A 17,735-nucleotide genomic window follows, 5' to 3' on the forward strand; every position below is an offset into this window, starting at 1 on the left:
TAACTTGAAACCAATTACAAAAACAAAGGGTCGTGACTATGAATATTATCATAACTGGAGGGGCGGGTTTTCTCGGAACCCTACTTGCCAAATCACTACTAAAAGAAAACAAAGCTGAAAGTATTACTATTGTCGACATTCAAAAGTCGCGCTTAGAGGGCATTGATGACCGAGTCGTTTCTTTAGTCATGGATATGACAAAGCGAGAAAATATAGACCAAGTTATTACTGCCGAAACGACACACATTTTTCATTTAGCGGCAATTGTATCGAGCCATGCTGAGCAAGATTTTGATTTAGGCGTAGCTGTAAACCTGACGACCACACAGTTATTGCTTGAGCGTTGCCGTAAAGTAAACCCTAATATTCGTTTTACGTTTGCTTCATCTTTAGCTGTATTTGGTGGTGATCTTCCGGAAACGATTACACCAATAACAGCACTTCATCCTCAGTCATCCTACGGGACGCAAAAAGCTATAGGTGAGTTATTGGTGAACGACTATGCCCGTAAAGGCTTTGTTAAAGCTGTATCCGTACGTTTACCGACTATTTGTATTCGCCCTGGGAAACCAAACCTTGCCGCTAGCTCTTTCGTAAGCGGAATTATTCGTGAGCCTTTGAATGCTCAAGAATCAAATTGTCCTGTAGACCCTACGCTAAAACTTTGGATATCGAGCCCGTCTAGAGTGGTGGACAATATTCAATATGCAGGGCTAATGCCTTATGAGCAGTTAAATAATCTGTCCTATAGAACGCTTAATTTACCTGGTATTCAAACTACACCAGCTGAGATGATTCAAACAATGGACACTCTAATGGGTAAACAACTTTCTAATTATATTACCTATGAGCATGATGCGGGTATTGATCGTATTGTGAGTAGTTGGCCACAAAAAATTGATTGTACTAAAGAACTGGAGCTTGGATTTAAATCAGACAGTAATTTCAAGGATGTATTACAACAATTTATTTCTGTTAACAATATGGAGATTGTCTAATGTTACCAACCTCAGTAATTGGACTAATAGTAGCCGTATCAGTCCTTGTTTTTCTTGTATTACGTACAAAAGTACATGTGTTAATTGCGATGTTAATTGCGGCATGTATCGCAGGTATTATTGGTGGGTTAAGTGTTGACGACACGATTGCGACCGTTAGCAAAGGATTTGGTGGAACATTAGGCGGTATAGGGATTGTCATCGGTCTCGGCGTTATGATGGGGGCTATTTTAGAGGCTTCTGGAGCAGGAGAAAGTATTGCCTATAATTTTATAAAGTGGTTAGGAAAAAAGAAAGAAGAGGCCGCTCTTGCTGTAACTGGCTATATTGTTAGCATCCCAATCTTTGTGGATAGCGCGCTTATCATTCTTTATCCAATTGCGAAGTCTTTGTCAAAAACGTCCAATCGCTCGATTTTAACGCTTACGGTTGCTCTGGCGGGCGGCTTGGTCGTAGCGCATCACGCTATTCCGCCGACTCCAGGGCCTTTGGGCGTTGCTGGTATCTTTGGTGTCGATCTTGCCAGCATGTTAGGTTTTGGTTTGATGATCGCAGCGCCTTGTGTCATGGGTATTGTTTGGTATGCAAGATGGTTAGAAAAGCAGTTTCCTGAATTCATTCCAACCGAACATTTCTCGAAGTCTAGTGAGCAACTGATTAATGATCACAAAGAGTACATTGCAAGTAAAGAAGCGAAAGACCTACCATCTTTAAGTAAATCTATCGCTCCAATTATTATCCCTATTTTACTTATACTTGCGAAATCAGTGATGGGTTTATTAGAGGGGACTTTCGGTTTCGAAGGGCTGACTGCAACAACATTTGGTCAATTTATCGCTTTTATCGGCAGCCCTACTATTGCACTATCAATAGCGACGTTACTAGCGGTTTACACATTGGGTAATAACCTTACCAAAGAAGAAGCGAATGAAAAGATGGAACAAGGAATCTCCACTTGTGGCATCATTTTGTTAGTAACAGGAGCTGGTGGCGCGTTAGGTGCCGTATTGCGTGAAACGGGTGCGGGCGCAGAGATTGCTAACCAAGTTGCAGGGCTTCCTATTTCTGCGGTTATGATTCCATTTATTATTGCGACGTTAGTTCGTATTATTCAGGGCTCTGGTACAGTCTCCATGATAACCGCTGCTTCTATATCTGCCCCAGTTTTAGTAAATATTCCTGACGTTAACCTTTTATTCGCAGCGACGGCAGCTACGATGGGATCTCTATTTGCTGGCTACTTTAATGACTCGCTATTCCATATTGTTAATCGATTAATGGGGGTGACTGAGGTTAAGAAACAACTCATTATTTGGACTATTCCAACAACAATTGCTTGGGCTATTGGTGGTTCATTAGTCATGATTCTTAACTTATTCTTCGGATCTCATGGTTCAATCTTTGATCCTGTGTTACCACTTGCTGTACTTTTGGGGTGTGTTGCATTTACAAAATCTTACAGCGCTAAGCACGTCGAATTACAAGAGGTATAAAGGTTTACTTGTACTCTTCCATAAAGTAAAAACCTATCACAATATGTATTTTTATCAGATAGTTTAGAGTTTTTTAATAATATGAACGGCCCTATGTTTGGGCCGTTTTAGTTCTTATAAATAAACTATTTAAATTGAATCGATATAGGTTCCGTTTTCAACTTAATCAATATGAAATGGAATTGTTATTTCCCGCTTAGTAAGAGATTACCTATAAAGGTTCTATTCGAGTTTAACTCTAGTGATTTTACTCTAGCGAAGTAGGGTTACTTTATATAAGAGTCCAGTACTTTTAATACGACTTCCATATCTTTTTCACGTTGAGTTTTGTCTTCCTCAAGTACGACGTGTTCAAGTAAGTGACCTTTAATTACTTCTCGCATCAAACCATTTACTGCTCCCCGAATAGCGGCAATCTGCTGCAACACATCTTGGCATTCATGCTCTTCTTCCAGCATTTTTTTAAGTCCATTCACCTGACCCTGTATTTTACTGACTCGAGTGTTGAGCTTCTTTTGATCTCTGGTTGTATGCGACATGTCTTATCTTCTTTAAGTTACGGGCCGAGTTATTCTAACTGATAATGTAGCACTCAATTTATACTGGGGGGTAGTATTTAATACTAGGGGGGAGTATAGTTTGCGATAAATTAGAATCAATAACAGAGAACAACAATGGATTTTGTCGCGTTACTACAACAAGGTAATGGGTGGTTCTTTATTCCCAGTGCCATTTTGCTTGGCGCCTTGCATGGTTTAGAACCTGGGCACTCTAAAACGATGATGGCGGCGTTCATTGTCGCGGTGAAAGGAACGGTCAAACAAGCCGTGATGCTGGGTTTAGCTGCCACACTTTCTCACACTGCAATTGTATGGTTAATCGCTGTTGGCGGGATGTATATTAGCCAGAAATTCACCGCTGAAGCGGCTGAACCATGGATGCAACTTATCTCTGGGGTCATTATCGTGACAACCGGCGTATGGATGTTTTGGCGGACATGGAGCGATGAGCGAGCTTGGAACAAAGCTCAGGATCATGCTCGCGATTGGACGACGCAAGTTGTGGATACAGGACATGGGCATGTTTCGCTTTCGATTACAGAGGAAGGGGAGCATCACCGTTTCCAGTTGCGAACACTCAGCGGTAAACCTTTAACTGCTGAAGGTATCAAGGTTTCGGTATCGAGTGATGGTTATCAACCTGCTGATATTTATCACTTTATAGAGCGTGATGGATACTTGGAATCGGCGTCTTGCATTGAAGTCTCTAATGGACTTTCTGTCACTTTGAGCATCGGGCACCATGATCATACCCATGACTTTGATGTACATTTTCGTCCTGGTTCTCATTTAGAAAGCGAAGATAAGGAATATCAAGATGCTCACGAACGCGCTCACGCTTTAGACATTCAAAAACGCTTTGAGAATCGAGACGTGACGAATGGGCAAATTCTGCTGTTTGGATTAACGGGTGGTTTGATTCCATGCCCTGCTGCGGTAACGGTTTTGCTTATCTGTTTGCAGCTTAAGGCAATGACTCTTGGTGCGACTTTAGTTGTGTCATTCAGTATTGGCTTAGCCTTGACTCTGGTTGCAGTTGGCGTTGTGGCAGCAGTGGGCGTGCAAAAAGCGACATCTAAATGGAGCGGTTTGAATGATGTTGCACGTCGAGCTCCTTACTTATCGGGCGTCTTGATCAGTGCAGTTGGTTTATACATGGGTATGCATGGATACATATCGCTGACGAGTTAAACTCTGTGATAAAGACTCTTTTCCTTTCTTTTTGTATGGGTAATGGCTTCATGCCTTGGTTTGCATGTTTTGCTGCCGGTTCTTGATTGAGAATCACTCGATCCGACATCGCTGCCATATCTACAAACCAAGTCATTCTCGCTTCACCAAGCATCTCGGATTACAACCGCTGCAATTGTGGCTCTAATATCTGAACCTGAGATACTAAATGATAAAACGGGAGCACTGACCACAGCGCTCCCGACGGCAAAACGCTAATTAGAACTCTTTTCTTTAATGTTCGATACCAATTTGGTCGCATAGTTAAATTTAACTATGCAAACGTTTCCTTTTGCGTACTCGTCCCTTCGCCAAACCTCGTAGAAATGTGACGTTTTGAAGACTTTTTTTCCTTCTGTCTAAAGTAATCGGGAACCAAGCAGATACATAGTTATAAAGTTATGTCTTGCTCTGCCAAACAGACCCAAAATGCAGTTTGGTTGGTTTTGGAGAAGAAAGGCTTAGCGCTCGATTAATGAGCATCAATTGAATTGTATTGAGACAATTATAATGAAAAGAATCATCTTATTAGCAGTCTGCGCCATGTTTGGTATTGCTGTCGTGGCGAGTATGGCATCAACGTACCTAATTTCGAGTCAGAAAATCGATGACATCATCTTAAACAAATCCCAAGTTCAAGCTGAGTTTCTAGCGGGAAATGCGAGTTATATTTTGGAGAACTCAGCCAATCCAATGCAAGATTTACAATCGCTTGTTGAGGGGCTGAAACAACGTTCAGACGTGAGTTATGCCGTTGTAATTGATCGTAACGTGACGGCAGTAGCCCACAGTGATAAGCACAAGCTGAACAAAACCTATAACGATGAATATACTGTTGAAGGCGCGACGAGAGGTGTTCAACAGTACTCAAAGTGGTATGCCGATGTACAGAAAGTATGGGTGTTTGACATCATGGCACCAATTTATGTGGATGGTCAGTTATACGGTACTTTTGATATTGGTATTCCTATTACCGAAGTGAGCCAAGCGACGAATGGAATTATTACTTACCAGTTGATCTCTATGGTGGCGATCTTCGTTATGTGTGTTTTGATTCTGTCACTTCTGCTAAATAAACTGATGAGACCGCTTTCTGCGCTTAAAGACGCTCTACAAGACATCTCAAAAGGAGACGGAGACTTAACCGTTCGTTTGCCAGCGAAAGGTAATGACGAAGTCGCGCAAATTTCTTCTGCTTTCAACGTTTTTGTTGGGAAAGTACATGAGATTATTACACAAGTTGTAAATACTGGTGTGGAGCTTAATAGTTCAGCTGTCGCTTTGCGTGGGCAATCTCAACAAGCGCTCACAAGAGGGCAAGAGCAGAACGAGCAAACCATGCTGGTTGTCACATCCATGAACGAAATGATTGCGACGGTCAATGAAATTGCCTCCAATGCTGCTGGAGCGGCAAATGCTGCGAGTGCAGCAAGTAATGAAGCGCAAGATGGCTACACGACGCTAGAAAGAACCAAAACGGCGATGACTAATCTTGAAAACGAGATGAACAGCACTTCCAACATTATCGTGAGTCTTGCTGAAAATACTCAGTCGATTGGTAGTATTCTAGAGGTGATTAGAGGTATTTCGGAGCAAACCAATCTATTGGCTCTCAATGCGGCTATCGAAGCTGCACGCGCTGGTGATGCCGGCCGAGGTTTTGCAGTCGTAGCTGATGAAGTTCGCAACCTAGCGACTAAAACGGCTCATTCTACCGATGAAATTGACAATATGATTCACCAGCTACAAACTGAAGCTCAAAGTGCGGTGAATTCAATGAGTAATAGTAAGACTCTTATTGAAGAAGGAACGGCAGAAACTGAGTTAGCTCGACAGGCTTTAGAAGCAATAGCTGCACAAGTGACGACTATTTCAGATATCAATACTCAAGTAGCAACCGCAACAGAACAGCAATCAACGGTAGCAAACGAAATTAATATGAACATGGATACCGTCAGCCACTCAGTGAAAAGTGCGCTAACGGCGAGTGAGCAACTAGAAGCATCAAGTCAACAACTCGCGGAGCTATCGCGAACACTCGATCGTCACGTGGGAGCGTTTAGAATCTAAACGCCAACTGACCCTCTTTAATAAAAAGCCAGTAAATGTTAATTGCTGGCTTTTTTATTTGAAAAAATCGAGTCTCAAATCGCTTAGCGGTGTTTGTCCTTTCTAGACGATAAAACAGAATACGATAAATTAGTTGAGTAAAGCTTAGCTAGGCGTTAAGTTTTGCGTTTTGCTTTAAATGTTCAACAAACATAGATATTTTCTTAGCTACATGTTTTCTAGACGAGTAAAAAGCGTAAAGCACTAAATCCTCAGGTTCGTACTCTAGAGTGACTATTTCTAGCTCACCATTTTTGATCTCATTTTGGCATGACTCAATTGGCAATATTGCGTATCCAAGCCCTGATAACGCGCCATATCTGGCGAGATGACCGCTGTTTACTTTGAATGAAGATTGCACAGTTTGAGTAATATGGCCCCCAACAGGGTTTCTGAATACCCATGGTGCACCATTTACTGCGGTAAGCGTCGTGATGCAGGGAACATGACTTAGATCCGTAATTTTGTAAGGGGTGGCGTATTTCTCAATTAGTTGAGGCGCGGCTAAAATGGCACTGGGCCAGCGTTTTATCTCTCTCGCCACCCAGTTACTGTCTGACAAAGTCCCTCTATGAAAACTCAAAATGACATCAAAGCTATCAATAACATCATCTTTAGGGTTTAGCGTTGTATCGCAAGACAAAGAGATTGACGGGTATTGCGTGCAAAAGGTGACAACCGCTTTGGCCAGTACAGGTGTGTCTGGCATAAGAATTCGCAGTTCCCCTGTTACCGTGTGCGAGTGGCGCGTTACCGTTTCTAGTGCGGCGTTGAGTTGCTCCAATAACGGACGAGTGCTGCTATAGAGCTCTTCTCCAGCCTCGGTAGGCGTCATTCGCCTTGTTGTTCTATTGAACAACCTAATGTTTAACTTTTCTTCAAGCAGGGCAATGTGTCGGCTGATATTTGATGTTGGTATATTCAAACACTCAGCGGCTCGCTTAAAGCTGTTGTTCTCATAAACACAGTGAAAACTTTTTAACCAGATTTGGTCAACGTTATCAAACATTTCATTATCCCACTTTATTGGATTATCAAGCCAGCATATCGCACTTTATCCCTGTACTAAGTTACATACAATTTTATTTACAAGTTTAAGCGAACAAACAACGAGATATCGCGCTAGAACGTAATCAATAGTGGTGAATTTATGAGCTGGTTAGAACGGTTATTTGAGAATAAAAATATAATAGGTTCGCGCAAAGCGTCTATCCCTGAGGGCGTTTGGACAAAGTGTCCTGAGTGTGAACAAATACTTTATCGTGCCGCGTTAAAAGAAAATTTGGAAGTATGCCCTAAATGCTCACATCACATGAGAATGGCTGCGCGTCAAAGGTTGATCTCTTTTCTGGACCATGGAACACAACAAGAGTTGGCAAGTGAGTTGGAGCCACAAGATATTTTGGGTTTTAAAGACTTAAAGCGATATAAAGAGCGAATTGCTTTAGCACAGAAAACGACTGGAGAAAAAGATGCGTTGGTGGTGATGGAGGGCAAGTTATTGGGGCTGCCTGTTGTTGCGTGTGCATTCGAATTCTCTTTCATGGCAGGCTCAATGGGCGCAGTGGTTGGCGAGAAGTTTGTCCGAGCAGTTGAAAGCGCAATTAATACAAAATCTGGGTTAGTATGTTTTTCCGCTTGCGGAGGGGCGCGCATGCAAGAGTCTTTGGTGGCTCTCATGCAAATGTCAAAAACCAGCGCCGCGTTAAACCACTTATCTGAGCACAGATTACCCTATATCTCAGTATTGACGGACCAAACTTATGGTGGCGTCTCGGCGAGTTTAGCCATGTTAGGAGACATCAATATTGGTGAACCTAAAGCAAGTATTGGCTTTGCGGGAAGACGGGTCATTGAGCAAACGGTACGTGAAAAGCTACCAGACGAGTTTCAGCGAAGTGAATTTTTACTAGCGCATGGTGCGCTAGATATGATTGTCGATAGACGTGAAATGCGCGATCGCGTTGGCCGCTTACTGGCTAAGTTAACCAACGCGAGGGTGGTCTCAGAATAGGTTGTATTAAAGTTAGACTTAGTACTTGCGTTTATTGAGCCGTAATCATTACAAACCGTTCATTTTGCCCCCATCTTGGTTCCGCATTCATTAGGCTGAGATCCAACGCCGTTTGGTATGGGTCAACAGCAAAATGGTCGCTTACTAACCCCCAGAGCATCCAGTTGATTGCGGTTTCATTCTCGGTAAGCTCTTCGAGTGGCGCTTGGAGGAAAAAGTACTCATCTTCGCCATCGTAACCGAGCCGATCATAGATAATGTTGCGTAGCTCTCGATCCAAATCATGTTGGAGGTTGATTGAGTCGTACAGTTGCTCTTCTGTTGGGCCATTCTCATGGTGATAAACATTGCGTTTTGACTCTTTGTGTAAAGTACCTGCGCCAGTTTCAATGCTTACTTTCTTTTGCGAGTGTTGCTCAAGAACTTGAATGATTTCATCCTCTAGTTGATCGAGTTTACTCAGCAAAACTTGATTGTTTATGTCACCAGCGGGGGAGGCCATCGTTTGGAAGGCTTTCACTCTCTCGTAGACTGCTTTCCCGTGAGGAAGGGCTGCAAAACACTGTTCTTGAAGCGCTTCATTGGCTTGCCAAATGCCCGAGTAGAGCTCGTAATCATGTGTATATGGTGGAAGCTCTTCAGTATCTTCCCCTAATAATTCTCGCCAGTGCTTTTGCCACTGTTCTTCTTTTGCGTGTTTTACACGCGCGTATTGCTTAACCCAGCGGTTACGAAGTTTTACCCCAAAAATGGCAAGTCCCCATGGAGCGAGCAAATAAAAATAATAGTGAGAAGAGTTATCCCAAAAGTAACCGTAAACGTAAACACCAAAAGCAAGCACCCAAGTTCCAATAGTACAAGCAATAACCCCGGACATTATTGATGATTGGCGCTTTGTTTCTCTTAATGTATTACCTTCAGAACATAACCAAAAAATGCCGCCAAAAACAAAGGCAAACGTTGTCATGAAGTAGGCAATCCCCGCTCCCCAAAATCCCCAAAGTGACATGTATTATCCCTAGCCAAATATCTGCTTTATTCACTCATCAATGACTGGAGGAGTAAATGTGTTTGATTTGGCGGAGAATTTACCATTAATGCCAACCTTTTGATATGCACTCTATGACTTATTGGGAATGAGTCACAAATAAAAATAGATGGTATCAAGCATCAAAATTTAATTTAGAACCTTTGATTGTCGTGAACTCTATCTGGAAGAGTTAAGGGGGGCGTTTAAGGGCAATTTTCCTCATAAAGTCGTTATTTAGAAAAAGGTAAATTAATGTTTTTATTGATAATTGTGAGTTTTTTTGGAGTGGGATTGCTCCCATTTAATTAGAGTAAAAGACCTATTTTTGGGAGCGGTTTCATAAATTTTATGACACTGATTTCACTGTTTGAGCTGTAAAGAATATAAACCCCCACTCAATGTATGTTAATAATCAATGAGTGTTGTTATGTCTCATATCCGTTTTTTCCCGCGCCATCGTTTGGCGCTTGCTTGTATGCTAGCGAGTGTGTCTGGCTTCTCTTTTGCACAAAATCAGTGTGCTGTTGCTGATTTACAACAATCGCGAGATCTGGCTACTGCCGTTTCTGGTGCTGAGTATGATTGCTACCACGCTTGGTTTTCAGCACCTTCAGAAACGCTGAATGATATCTATAGTGAAGCGAGCCTAAGCCGTATCCAAGTCGCGCTGGATCAAGAAATCGCTCGCTATCGTGGTGAAGCAGATCAAGCTCGTATTCTAGAGAACCTAGGCGAATTTATTCGAGCGGCCTACTACGTTCGCTACAACGCTGGTACTGGTACACCTGAGTTTTCGCAAGCGTTGAGTCAGCGTTTTGCTCAGTCGACGAACCTATTCCTAAACAACCCTCATGCTTTGGATCAAGGTCGTGAACAAGTTGGTGCAATGAAGAGCCTGACTTTGATGGTTGATAACGTTAAGCAGTTGCCGCTGACCATGGATAGCATGATGGCCGCGTTGATGCACTTTAATCGTGAAACCGCGCAGGACACGCAATGGGTCGATGGTTTAAACAACTTGTTCCGCTCTATGGCAGGCCATGCGGCGAACGATGCGTTCTACCGATACATGGCAAACAATACACACCATATTGATACGTTGGTGAAATTCGCATCTGATAATGCTTGGGCATTAGATACGGATGCAAGCTTTATCGTTTTCAATGCATTACGTGAAACTGGTCGTTTGCTCGCGAGCCCAGATCAGGAGACCAAACGCAAAGCATTGGCAGTAATGCAACAGGTGATGCAGCGTTATCCACTGGGTAGTGAGCATGACAAACTATGGCTTGCTGCCGTTGAAATGATGAGCTACTACGCACCAGAAGGCCTAAATGGTCTGAATATTGAGCAAGCCAAGCAAGATTTAGCTGCACGTGTAATGCCAAATCGTTTTGAATGTCAGGGACCTGCCATTATTCGCTCTGAGGATCTGACCGATGCTCAAGCAGCGAAAGCGTGTGAAGTGCTAGCGGCAAAAGAAGCCGACTTCCATCGAGTTGCGAATACGGGTAATCAACCTGTCGCTGATGATTTGAATGATCGTGTTGAAGTGGCGGTATTCGCGAGTAACACTAGTTACGTTGATTACTCTTCATTCCTATTTGGTAATACAACGGACAACGGTGGTCAGTACCTAGAAGGTGACCCTTCAAAAGCGGACAATACTGCGCGTTTCGTCGCTTATCGCTACGCGAATGGTGAAGATCTCTCTATCTTGAACCTAGAACATGAATACACGCACTATTTAGATGCACGATTTAACCAATACGGTTCGTTCAGCGATAACTTGGCTCATGGTCATATTGTTTGGTGGCTAGAAGGTTTTGCTGAATACATGCATTACAAGCAAGGTTACCAAGCTGCGATTGAGCTGATTGCAGATGGTAAACTGAGCCTTTCCACTGTGTTTGATACCACGTACTCTCACGATACCAATCGTATCTATCGTTGGGGTTATCTAGCTGTTCGATTCATGTTAGAAAATCATCCACAAGACGTCGAAAGCTTGTTGGCATTGTCGCGCTCTGGCCAGTTCGAACAATGGGCACAGCAGGTGACGTCTTTAGGTCAACAATACGATGCTGAGTTTGAACGTTGGTTGGACACATTAAAAGTGGAACCTGAGCAACCTGATACAGACCCAGAAGAGCCAACAGAACCAACAAGCCCTGAAGCACAAGTGACTGAATTGACGGCGAACCAAAGCCTTCAGCTCAGTGGCGAAGCATACAGCGAAAAACTGTTCTACGTTGATGTTCCAGCCAACACCGTTAACTTCAATGTATCTATTGAGGGTGCGGGTGATGCGGATCTTTACATGAGCTACAACAAAGTCGCGCATTACTATGATTTCGAAATGAGTCAATATGCTGATGGCAGCAATGAAGAGATTGTGTTTGAACCAGAGCAAGATGGTTACGTTAAAGCGGGTCGTTACTACATCAGCTTAACTGGACGTGATAGCTATGACTCAGTAAATCTTGTGGCTGCGTTAGAAGTGGAAGCGCAAACACCGCCAACCCAAGTGCAAGATGATTTAGCACCTGTGGTACTAGAGTCTGGTGAAGCCAAAATGCTTACCGTTCACAAGCAGCGTTATGCAGCAGTTCATGTGCCTGAAGGTGTAGAAGAGGTTCGTGTATGGCTAACGGCTCACTCTCAAACTGGTAATGTCGATCTATACGCGAGTAGGGAGCATTGGCCTACAGTAGAGCAGCACGAGTATGCGTCCAACTATGCAGGCAGCAATGAATACCTTGCGATTCCTGTTACTGAAGCAGGGTACGTGCACTTCGCTCTTCAGGCTCCAGAGCAAGGCGATGACGTTGAAATGCTAGTGCACTTCAACTAAACAGGTTCGATTAACTAAAGTCGAGATAAAACGTCGCTGATACAGCGACGTTTTTGTTTATATCGGACACGATTATAAACAAACAGCGGCGAATGCTAGTTAATCGGCTGATCTATCGAGTTATCAGTTGCCCTTTTTCTAAACGGCTTTAGGTTTGTATTGCAATTTACCGCGCACATAAACTTTTTTAGCGACGCGTTCTGTGACCTAGCTTCTGATTTGTGTTTCCCAAATGGATACAATATATATGCACCCCGTGCAATAAAGTGAAAAGGGAAAGACATGAAAACGCTTATTTATGAAACGTTGATTAGCCTTGCTAACCAAGAACCAGAACAACATGCAAGAATCCGACAAAATCTCTATGAACAGTTGGATCTGCCGTTCGATAAGCAGCTGGCTTTGTATTCTTGTGCCCTTGGTCCTGCAAGTTCAGGCAAGTTGGAGAGCAGTCAAGGCATTAACAACGCGGTAGATTGCGCGGTTAAACTGCTTGAAACTCCTGAGCGCTAATTCACTCGTTGTTTTAATCACGGCCCGAACCCCAAGGGCCGTTTTTAATTGCGGTTAAATTGATTTCAACGTCGTTATTGCTCTGCTCTTTCCGCTAGCACTTCTTTGAATGCAAACATGCCGTTTAATGCCGCGGGAAACCCTGCGTAGACGGACATCTGCAAAATGATCTCTTTAATCTCATCCTCGCTACAGCCTACATTCAGCGCTGCATTTAAGTGCACTTTTAGTTGCGGCGCGCAATTCCCCATTGCCGTTAGCGCGGCGACGGTTGCGATTTCTCTCGATTTTAGGTCTAAGCCCGGGCGAGCATAAATATCGCCAAACGGATACTCAATGGTGTACTGAGCTAAATCTGGACAAATATCTTGTAAGCTTTCGATGACATTATGACCAGCGTCGCCATCAATTTGAGAGAGTAGTTCTAATCCTTTGTTAAAGCGTGATTGTTCCATCGGTATGTTCCTAGTGAATAAACGTAAACACACCTTAATCGTTAGAGTTAACTCTAAGTCAACGAACTTTTCCGCTTTTATACAAGGCAATTTTTTCTTCTAGAGCCGATAAGTGCTTTTTCTGTTGTTCAATGTGGCGTTTGAGGTTTTCTTGGTGGCGTTCTAACAGGGCTTGACGTTGTGGTACAGATTGAGAGCCGACTTCCCTTAATTTGGCATACTCTAGAATCTCTTCAAGTGGCATTGCAGTTTCTTTTAAACGCTTAACAAAGCTTATCCAGTTTAGATCTTTCGAACTATACATTCGATGTCCACTCGCGTTTCTATGGACATGTTTAAGTAAACCGATTTTTTCATAGTATCGAAGTGTATGAGCAGATAGCCCGACGAGGTCAGAAAATTCTTTGATATTCATTATTATCCTCCAAGGTAGAGCATACCCCATAGAGATAAGCTAAGTTTCGCATTTTGAAGTCATTTCGGGACAGATACAAACAGAAATCTTTAGTCTTTTAACGCTAGGTATGGTGATTTACTGGATTTTTGAAACGCGCCAAACGTGATCCATCTGCCAGTTTCGTTTTATTAACAATTGATTACTCAACGGGTTGGCTTGGCTATTTTTATCCTTTGGGCCTATTTTAGGGCGTACATAGGTCTTATGTTCTATCTTTTTGAATTTAAGTTTTTGTTAATCAAAACAATGCCTTAGTTTTGTGTTGGTCTGTTCGGGTTGTATGTCGTGTGCCCGTTATTCACTCAGAACGATTTATCGCTGTGCAATGGATGAGTCGCTACGCCTTCGATTTCAGCCTTGAGTTAGTGCTAAAAGGGTGAGTGCCTCTGATGAATAGCTTTTATAATTTCGATTATTGAATTCACTCACAAAAAAATGCAAACAAGTAATCGTGAGTGGAAACGAGCAGGAGAACAACATGAGTGGCTCACAGGAAACACAATCATTCGGTGCAAACGTTATCTTACATGCGTTTGATTGGAAGTATGCTGACATTGCCCAACGAGCAAAAGAAATCCGCGAGCTTGGTTATGGCTCTGTGTTGGTTTCGCCACCAATGAAAAGCGCACACGATGAGCGCTGGTGGCAGCGTTATCAACCACAGGATTATCGTGTTATCGATAATGCCTTGGGTGATACCAAAGATTTTATTCATATGGTTCGTGAACTGGAGCAAGTTGGTGTGTGGGTTTATGCCGACGTAGTGTTTAACCATATGGCAAATGAGGCCCACCTTCGCAGAGACCTTCAGTACCCAAGACAAGAGGTCTTGGAGGAATACCAGAACAACAAACAGAAATATCAGTCGCTAGCGTTGTTTGGCGATCTATCTCAACCACTTTTTGATGAAGAGGACTTTGTTGAAGCATTCGGCATCAAAGACTGGAAAGATAAGTGGCAGGTTCAAAACGGACGTATCACAGGTGGGCCAACCGACCCTGGCTTGCCAACTCTTCGTGTTTGTGACCATGTCGTTGAACAGCAGCGAGCGTACCTAACGGCGCTGAAAGCTATTGGTGTGAAAGGTTTTCGTATTGACGCTGCGAAACACATGACGTTAGAGCATCTTAAGCGTGTTTGGACAGACGACATCACGCGGGATGTGCACATATTTGGCGAAATTATTACCGATGGCGGTGCGACGGAAGAAGAGTATCAGCTGTTTCTTGAGCCGTATCTACAGGAAACTCGCCTAGGTGCGTACGATTTCCCTTTGTTCTCAACCATGTTTAAGGCGTTTGCTAAAAAGGGTAGCTTCAAGTCTCTGATTGATCCCTATTGTTTTGGTCAGGCTCTGTCCCCCGGTCGTGCGATTACATTTGCTATCACACATGATATTCCTAACAATGATGTCTTTCTTGAGCTCATCATGGACGAGGAAAACGAATGGTTAGCTTATGCCTATATTCTAGGCCGAGATGGTGGTGTGCCGTTGATTTATACCGACTTAAACACTAGCGGTATTAAAGGTAAAAATGGTCAGCCAAGATGGCAGGGTGCATGGAGCGATCCGAGAATGGCAAAAATGATCCAGTTCCATAATATGACGCATGGCGAGCCGATGAGTGTTCTTGAAGGTAACGATGACATGCTCGTACTTAAGCGAGGTGACAAAGGTATTGTGGTGCTTAATAAATCACAGCGTCAACAGTCTTTGACATTAAAAATCGATGGTGATTGGGTTGATTTGATGACAGAACAAATCATTCCAAGTGACGGTAAGTTAATCGTACCATCTAAGTCGTCGATGTTACTCGTCGCGAACTAGAAGATGTACACACCGAGGTTAGCAATTTCGGTGTGTATGTTTATCATCGTCATTCACGTTCTGCTGAAATTCAATATAAACTCAAACTCTCTCGTTTTTGCTAGAAATTTATGAGCACTCGTTAACGCAACATTCTGCTTTTAAAAAAACAATTACGTCATCTAAGCACTGATATTCTGCAACACAAAAAAGGGTTCTACCCTCTCGGCGCTGGGTGAGAAGACCAGCTGAAGCAAGGCTCGAGATATGATGAGAGAGAGTGGATGCTGGAATGCCAAGCTTTTCTTGTACGCCGCCTACCGCGATACCTTTGTATCCCGCTTTGACGACTTCTTTGTAAATACTTAAACGAGTCGGATGCCCTAACTCTTTTAGTGCTTTAGCAACGGCTTCAAGCTCCATACTGACCTCTAAAGAATGACCACAGTAATTTTGTTTCGATAATAGGGAAAGTCTCAGTAAATGCCAACTATTACGATCTCAGAACAATTTAAATCAGATGAGATTCATACTGGCTCATGCCTTCATGACAACAGTTGTCTGTTCTAATGAGACAGATCAATCTTCATTATTATTTCACGCCACGTTCAAAATCCCTCGTCTACACTCAATGTTGAGTTGTCAGTTGGCAGACCAAGGAGGCGGCCATGATTGCGGTTCATAGAGATTATTGTTTGTCTAACAGTTCGGAGTTACATGCCCACGTTAAAGTCAATCCTGTCGGTAAATTAGAAGTTGAGATTGTTGAACTTCAAGAGCGCCACACCACAGAGTTTGATGATTTGTCTTTTGAGAGTCGTGGGTGTGAAACTCGAATCTGTGGTAAAGAAGACACAACTCCGTGGCAGTTCAATCTTGCAGTTACTGATGCGTTAGAGCTTTCTCATTTAGTGGAAGAAGCAAACGAAGAGTATGAGATTTTAATGAATGATCTTATGTAATATCGAGAAGATCATTTTATCCTGCACGGCGTGTGGCTCTGTACTGAAAAAATAAAAACCTCCCAAGCGGGAGGTTTTTAATATGGAGTGCGTTATCGTTGGATAGGCTCTTCTCTTGGTGGTGTTAGCTCTTGGACGTTATCTTCATTAAAGTCATCGGCGTAACCTTTAGGTGGCGGTGTCCAACCACGTTCTGACCGCGATAGTTTGTCATGACGATCTTTTTGCATCTCTTCCGCCATTTTCTCCTCTAACTGAATAAACAGTTGTCGGAAATTGTTGTCATAGCGTTCACCTTCAGAATCATCCTCCCAAGCTTTGTAAAGTATTTCTGACTTACGTGCTTCAACACGCTTATATGTCGCCTTCTGTTGTTCAACAAAGAAGGGGTGAATGCCAAGGGCTTTCATTGTGTGACCGCCCATCTCCAATGCAGAATGGTAGGTCTCTGATTCAATAATATCAGCCCCCGCTTGACGCAAAAGATAGCCATGTCCACGGTCAAAGGCACGTGCAATCACTGTTACTTTTGGGTACGTGTGCTTAACGTACTTCACCAGTTCTACACTCGATTCTTGGTTATCAATCGCCACAACCAAAGCAGCGGCGTGCTCAATGCCGGCTGTATGTAGCATATCTGGTCGAGTCGCGTCGCCAAAATAGGCGCGAGTGCCAATTTGGCGCATGTTATCGACTTGGTCAGATTGATGGTCAAGTACCACGGTAGTCACGCCGTTTGATACCAATAGGCGATTCACTATTTGTCCAAAGCGGCCGATGCCGGCGATGATCACCGTGCCTGTTTCCTCAATCGTATCGCTTTCGCGTTCATTTGACTGGCTTTCAAAGCGCGGCAGAATCACTCTATCAAACAGAATAAACAAACCTGGTGTCAGGAACATCGAAATCGCAACCACTAACGCAAGAGTTTGTGAGAGTTCAAATGGGATGACGTGGTTTTGCACTGAAAAGCTTAGAAGCACAAAGCCGAATTCACCTGCTTGAGCCAAGCTTAGGGTAAACAGCCAGCGGTTGCTGCCTTTCACCCTAAATATCAGTGCAAGAATAAACAGCACCAAGGCTTTCAAAACCATCACGCCAATGGTCAGCGCCATGATCAGCCAGAAATCACCAAATAGAACCGAGAAGTTGATCCCTGCGCCAACGGTAATAAAGAAAGGCTATGTTCCCTTTAACTGTTGTTATACTTAAAGTAGGCAACGATTGGAGGGAACTCCTATGCTTCAGTCACA

Annotated in this window: 15 protein-coding genes and 1 pseudogene; 9 read left to right on the top strand and 7 right to left on the bottom strand. The window is 43.2% G+C overall.

Annotated elements, in window-relative coordinates; translation table 11 throughout:
• The first annotated feature begins 38 nt into the window (after window positions 1-38).
• Both denD and R8O11_RS13795 read left to right on the top strand, forming a co-directional pair.
• Window positions 39-998, top strand: a complete 960-nt coding sequence (gene denD / locus R8O11_RS13790) for a D-erythronate dehydrogenase (RefSeq protein WP_005375367.1) — start codon at window positions 39-41, stop codon at window positions 996-998.
• Window positions 998-2,491: a GntP family permease gene (locus tag R8O11_RS13795; RefSeq protein ID WP_005375369.1), complete on the top strand. Its 1,494-nt coding sequence runs from the start codon at window positions 998-1,000 to the stop codon at window positions 2,489-2,491. The genes denD and R8O11_RS13795 overlap by 1 nt, the downstream gene beginning before the upstream one ends.
• Window positions 2,492-2,757: 266 nt before the next feature.
• Here R8O11_RS13795 and rcnR read toward each other — a convergent pair whose 3' ends face one another.
• Window positions 2,758-3,030 (bottom strand): Ni(II)/Co(II)-binding transcriptional repressor RcnR, encoded by a 273-nt coding sequence (gene rcnR / locus R8O11_RS13800; protein ID WP_005375370.1) that lies wholly within the window; start codon window positions 3,028-3,030, stop codon window positions 2,758-2,760.
• Window positions 3,031-3,165: 135 nt separating this feature from the next.
• Here rcnR and R8O11_RS13805 point away from each other — a divergent pair, with 135 nt between their 5' ends.
• Together R8O11_RS13805 and R8O11_RS13810 are read left to right on the top strand one after the other, a co-directional pair.
• Window positions 3,166-4,242, top strand: a complete 1,077-nt coding sequence (locus R8O11_RS13805; protein ID WP_042521547.1) for a nickel/cobalt efflux protein RcnA — start codon at window positions 3,166-3,168, stop codon at window positions 4,240-4,242.
• A 549-nt stretch (window positions 4,243-4,791) separates the two neighbouring features.
• Window positions 4,792-6,351: a methyl-accepting chemotaxis protein gene (locus R8O11_RS13810; RefSeq protein ID WP_031778895.1), complete on the top strand. Its 1,560-nt coding sequence runs from the start codon at window positions 4,792-4,794 to the stop codon at window positions 6,349-6,351.
• 148 nt (window positions 6,352-6,499) lie between these two features.
• On the opposite strand, the gene R8O11_RS13815 is transcribed toward R8O11_RS13810, so the two are convergent.
• Window positions 6,500-7,399, bottom strand: coding sequence for a LysR family transcriptional regulator (locus tag R8O11_RS13815; RefSeq protein ID WP_115386754.1), 900 nt, complete (start codon window positions 7,397-7,399; stop codon window positions 6,500-6,502).
• Between the two features lie 141 nt (window positions 7,400-7,540).
• On the opposite strand from R8O11_RS13815, the gene accD reads away from it, so the two are divergent.
• A complete protein-coding gene (accD, locus tag R8O11_RS13820) occupies window positions 7,541-8,404 on the top strand; it encodes an acetyl-CoA carboxylase, carboxyltransferase subunit beta (RefSeq protein ID WP_213871222.1) in 864 nt (287 codons plus the stop codon).
• 31 nt (window positions 8,405-8,435) lie between these two features.
• On the opposite strand, the gene R8O11_RS13825 is transcribed toward accD, so the two are convergent.
• Window positions 8,436-9,413 carry a hypothetical protein gene (locus R8O11_RS13825; RefSeq protein ID WP_176311637.1) on the bottom strand — a complete coding sequence of 326 codons (978 nt, stop codon included), beginning with the start codon at window positions 9,411-9,413 and terminating at the stop codon, window positions 8,436-8,438.
• A gap of 448 nt (window positions 9,414-9,861) precedes the next feature.
• Here R8O11_RS13825 and R8O11_RS13830 point away from each other — a divergent pair, with 448 nt between their 5' ends.
• Window positions 9,862-12,288 (top strand): M9 family metallopeptidase, encoded by a 2,427-nt coding sequence (locus R8O11_RS13830; protein WP_054574450.1) that lies wholly within the window; start codon window positions 9,862-9,864, stop codon window positions 12,286-12,288.
• 282 nt (window positions 12,289-12,570) lie between these two features.
• The gene (locus R8O11_RS13835) at window positions 12,571-12,801 is read left to right on the top strand and encodes a PAS factor family protein (RefSeq protein ID WP_005375384.1); all 231 of its coding nucleotides are present in this window, start codon (window positions 12,571-12,573) and stop codon (window positions 12,799-12,801) included.
• A gap of 74 nt (window positions 12,802-12,875) precedes the next feature.
• Here R8O11_RS13835 and R8O11_RS13840 read toward each other — a convergent pair whose 3' ends face one another.
• Together R8O11_RS13840 and R8O11_RS13845 are read right to left on the bottom strand one after the other, a co-directional pair.
• Window positions 12,876-13,256 carry a carboxymuconolactone decarboxylase family protein gene (locus R8O11_RS13840; RefSeq protein WP_054728771.1) on the bottom strand — a complete coding sequence of 127 codons (381 nt, stop codon included), beginning with the start codon at window positions 13,254-13,256 and terminating at the stop codon, window positions 12,876-12,878.
• Between the two features lie 58 nt (window positions 13,257-13,314).
• Window positions 13,315-13,671 (bottom strand): MerR family transcriptional regulator, encoded by a 357-nt coding sequence (locus R8O11_RS13845; RefSeq protein ID WP_047101703.1) that lies wholly within the window; start codon window positions 13,669-13,671, stop codon window positions 13,315-13,317.
• 520 nt (window positions 13,672-14,191) lie between these two features.
• Between R8O11_RS13845 and R8O11_RS13850 the strand changes: the two genes are divergently transcribed.
• The gene (locus R8O11_RS13850; RefSeq protein ID WP_047101701.1) at window positions 14,192-15,541 is read left to right on the top strand and encodes an alpha-amylase family protein; all 1,350 of its coding nucleotides are present in this window, start codon (window positions 14,192-14,194) and stop codon (window positions 15,539-15,541) included.
• Between the two features lie 108 nt (window positions 15,542-15,649).
• Here the strand turns inward: R8O11_RS13850 and R8O11_RS13855 are convergent, their stop codons facing one another.
• A complete protein-coding gene (locus R8O11_RS13855) occupies window positions 15,650-15,943 on the bottom strand; it encodes an ArsR/SmtB family transcription factor (RefSeq protein WP_047101698.1) in 294 nt (97 codons plus the stop codon).
• A 245-nt stretch (window positions 15,944-16,188) separates the two neighbouring features.
• On the opposite strand from R8O11_RS13855, the gene R8O11_RS13860 reads away from it, so the two are divergent.
• The gene (locus R8O11_RS13860) at window positions 16,189-16,482 is read left to right on the top strand and encodes a hypothetical protein (RefSeq protein WP_005375389.1); all 294 of its coding nucleotides are present in this window, start codon (window positions 16,189-16,191) and stop codon (window positions 16,480-16,482) included.
• Between the two features lie 92 nt (window positions 16,483-16,574).
• Here the strand turns inward: R8O11_RS13860 and R8O11_RS13865 are convergent.
• Window positions 16,575-17,660: pseudogene (locus R8O11_RS13865) on the bottom strand (NAD-binding protein); the annotation flags it as partial.
• Window positions 17,661-17,735 lie beyond the last annotated feature (75 nt).

Source organism: Vibrio sp. 1288, assembly GCF_033344475.1.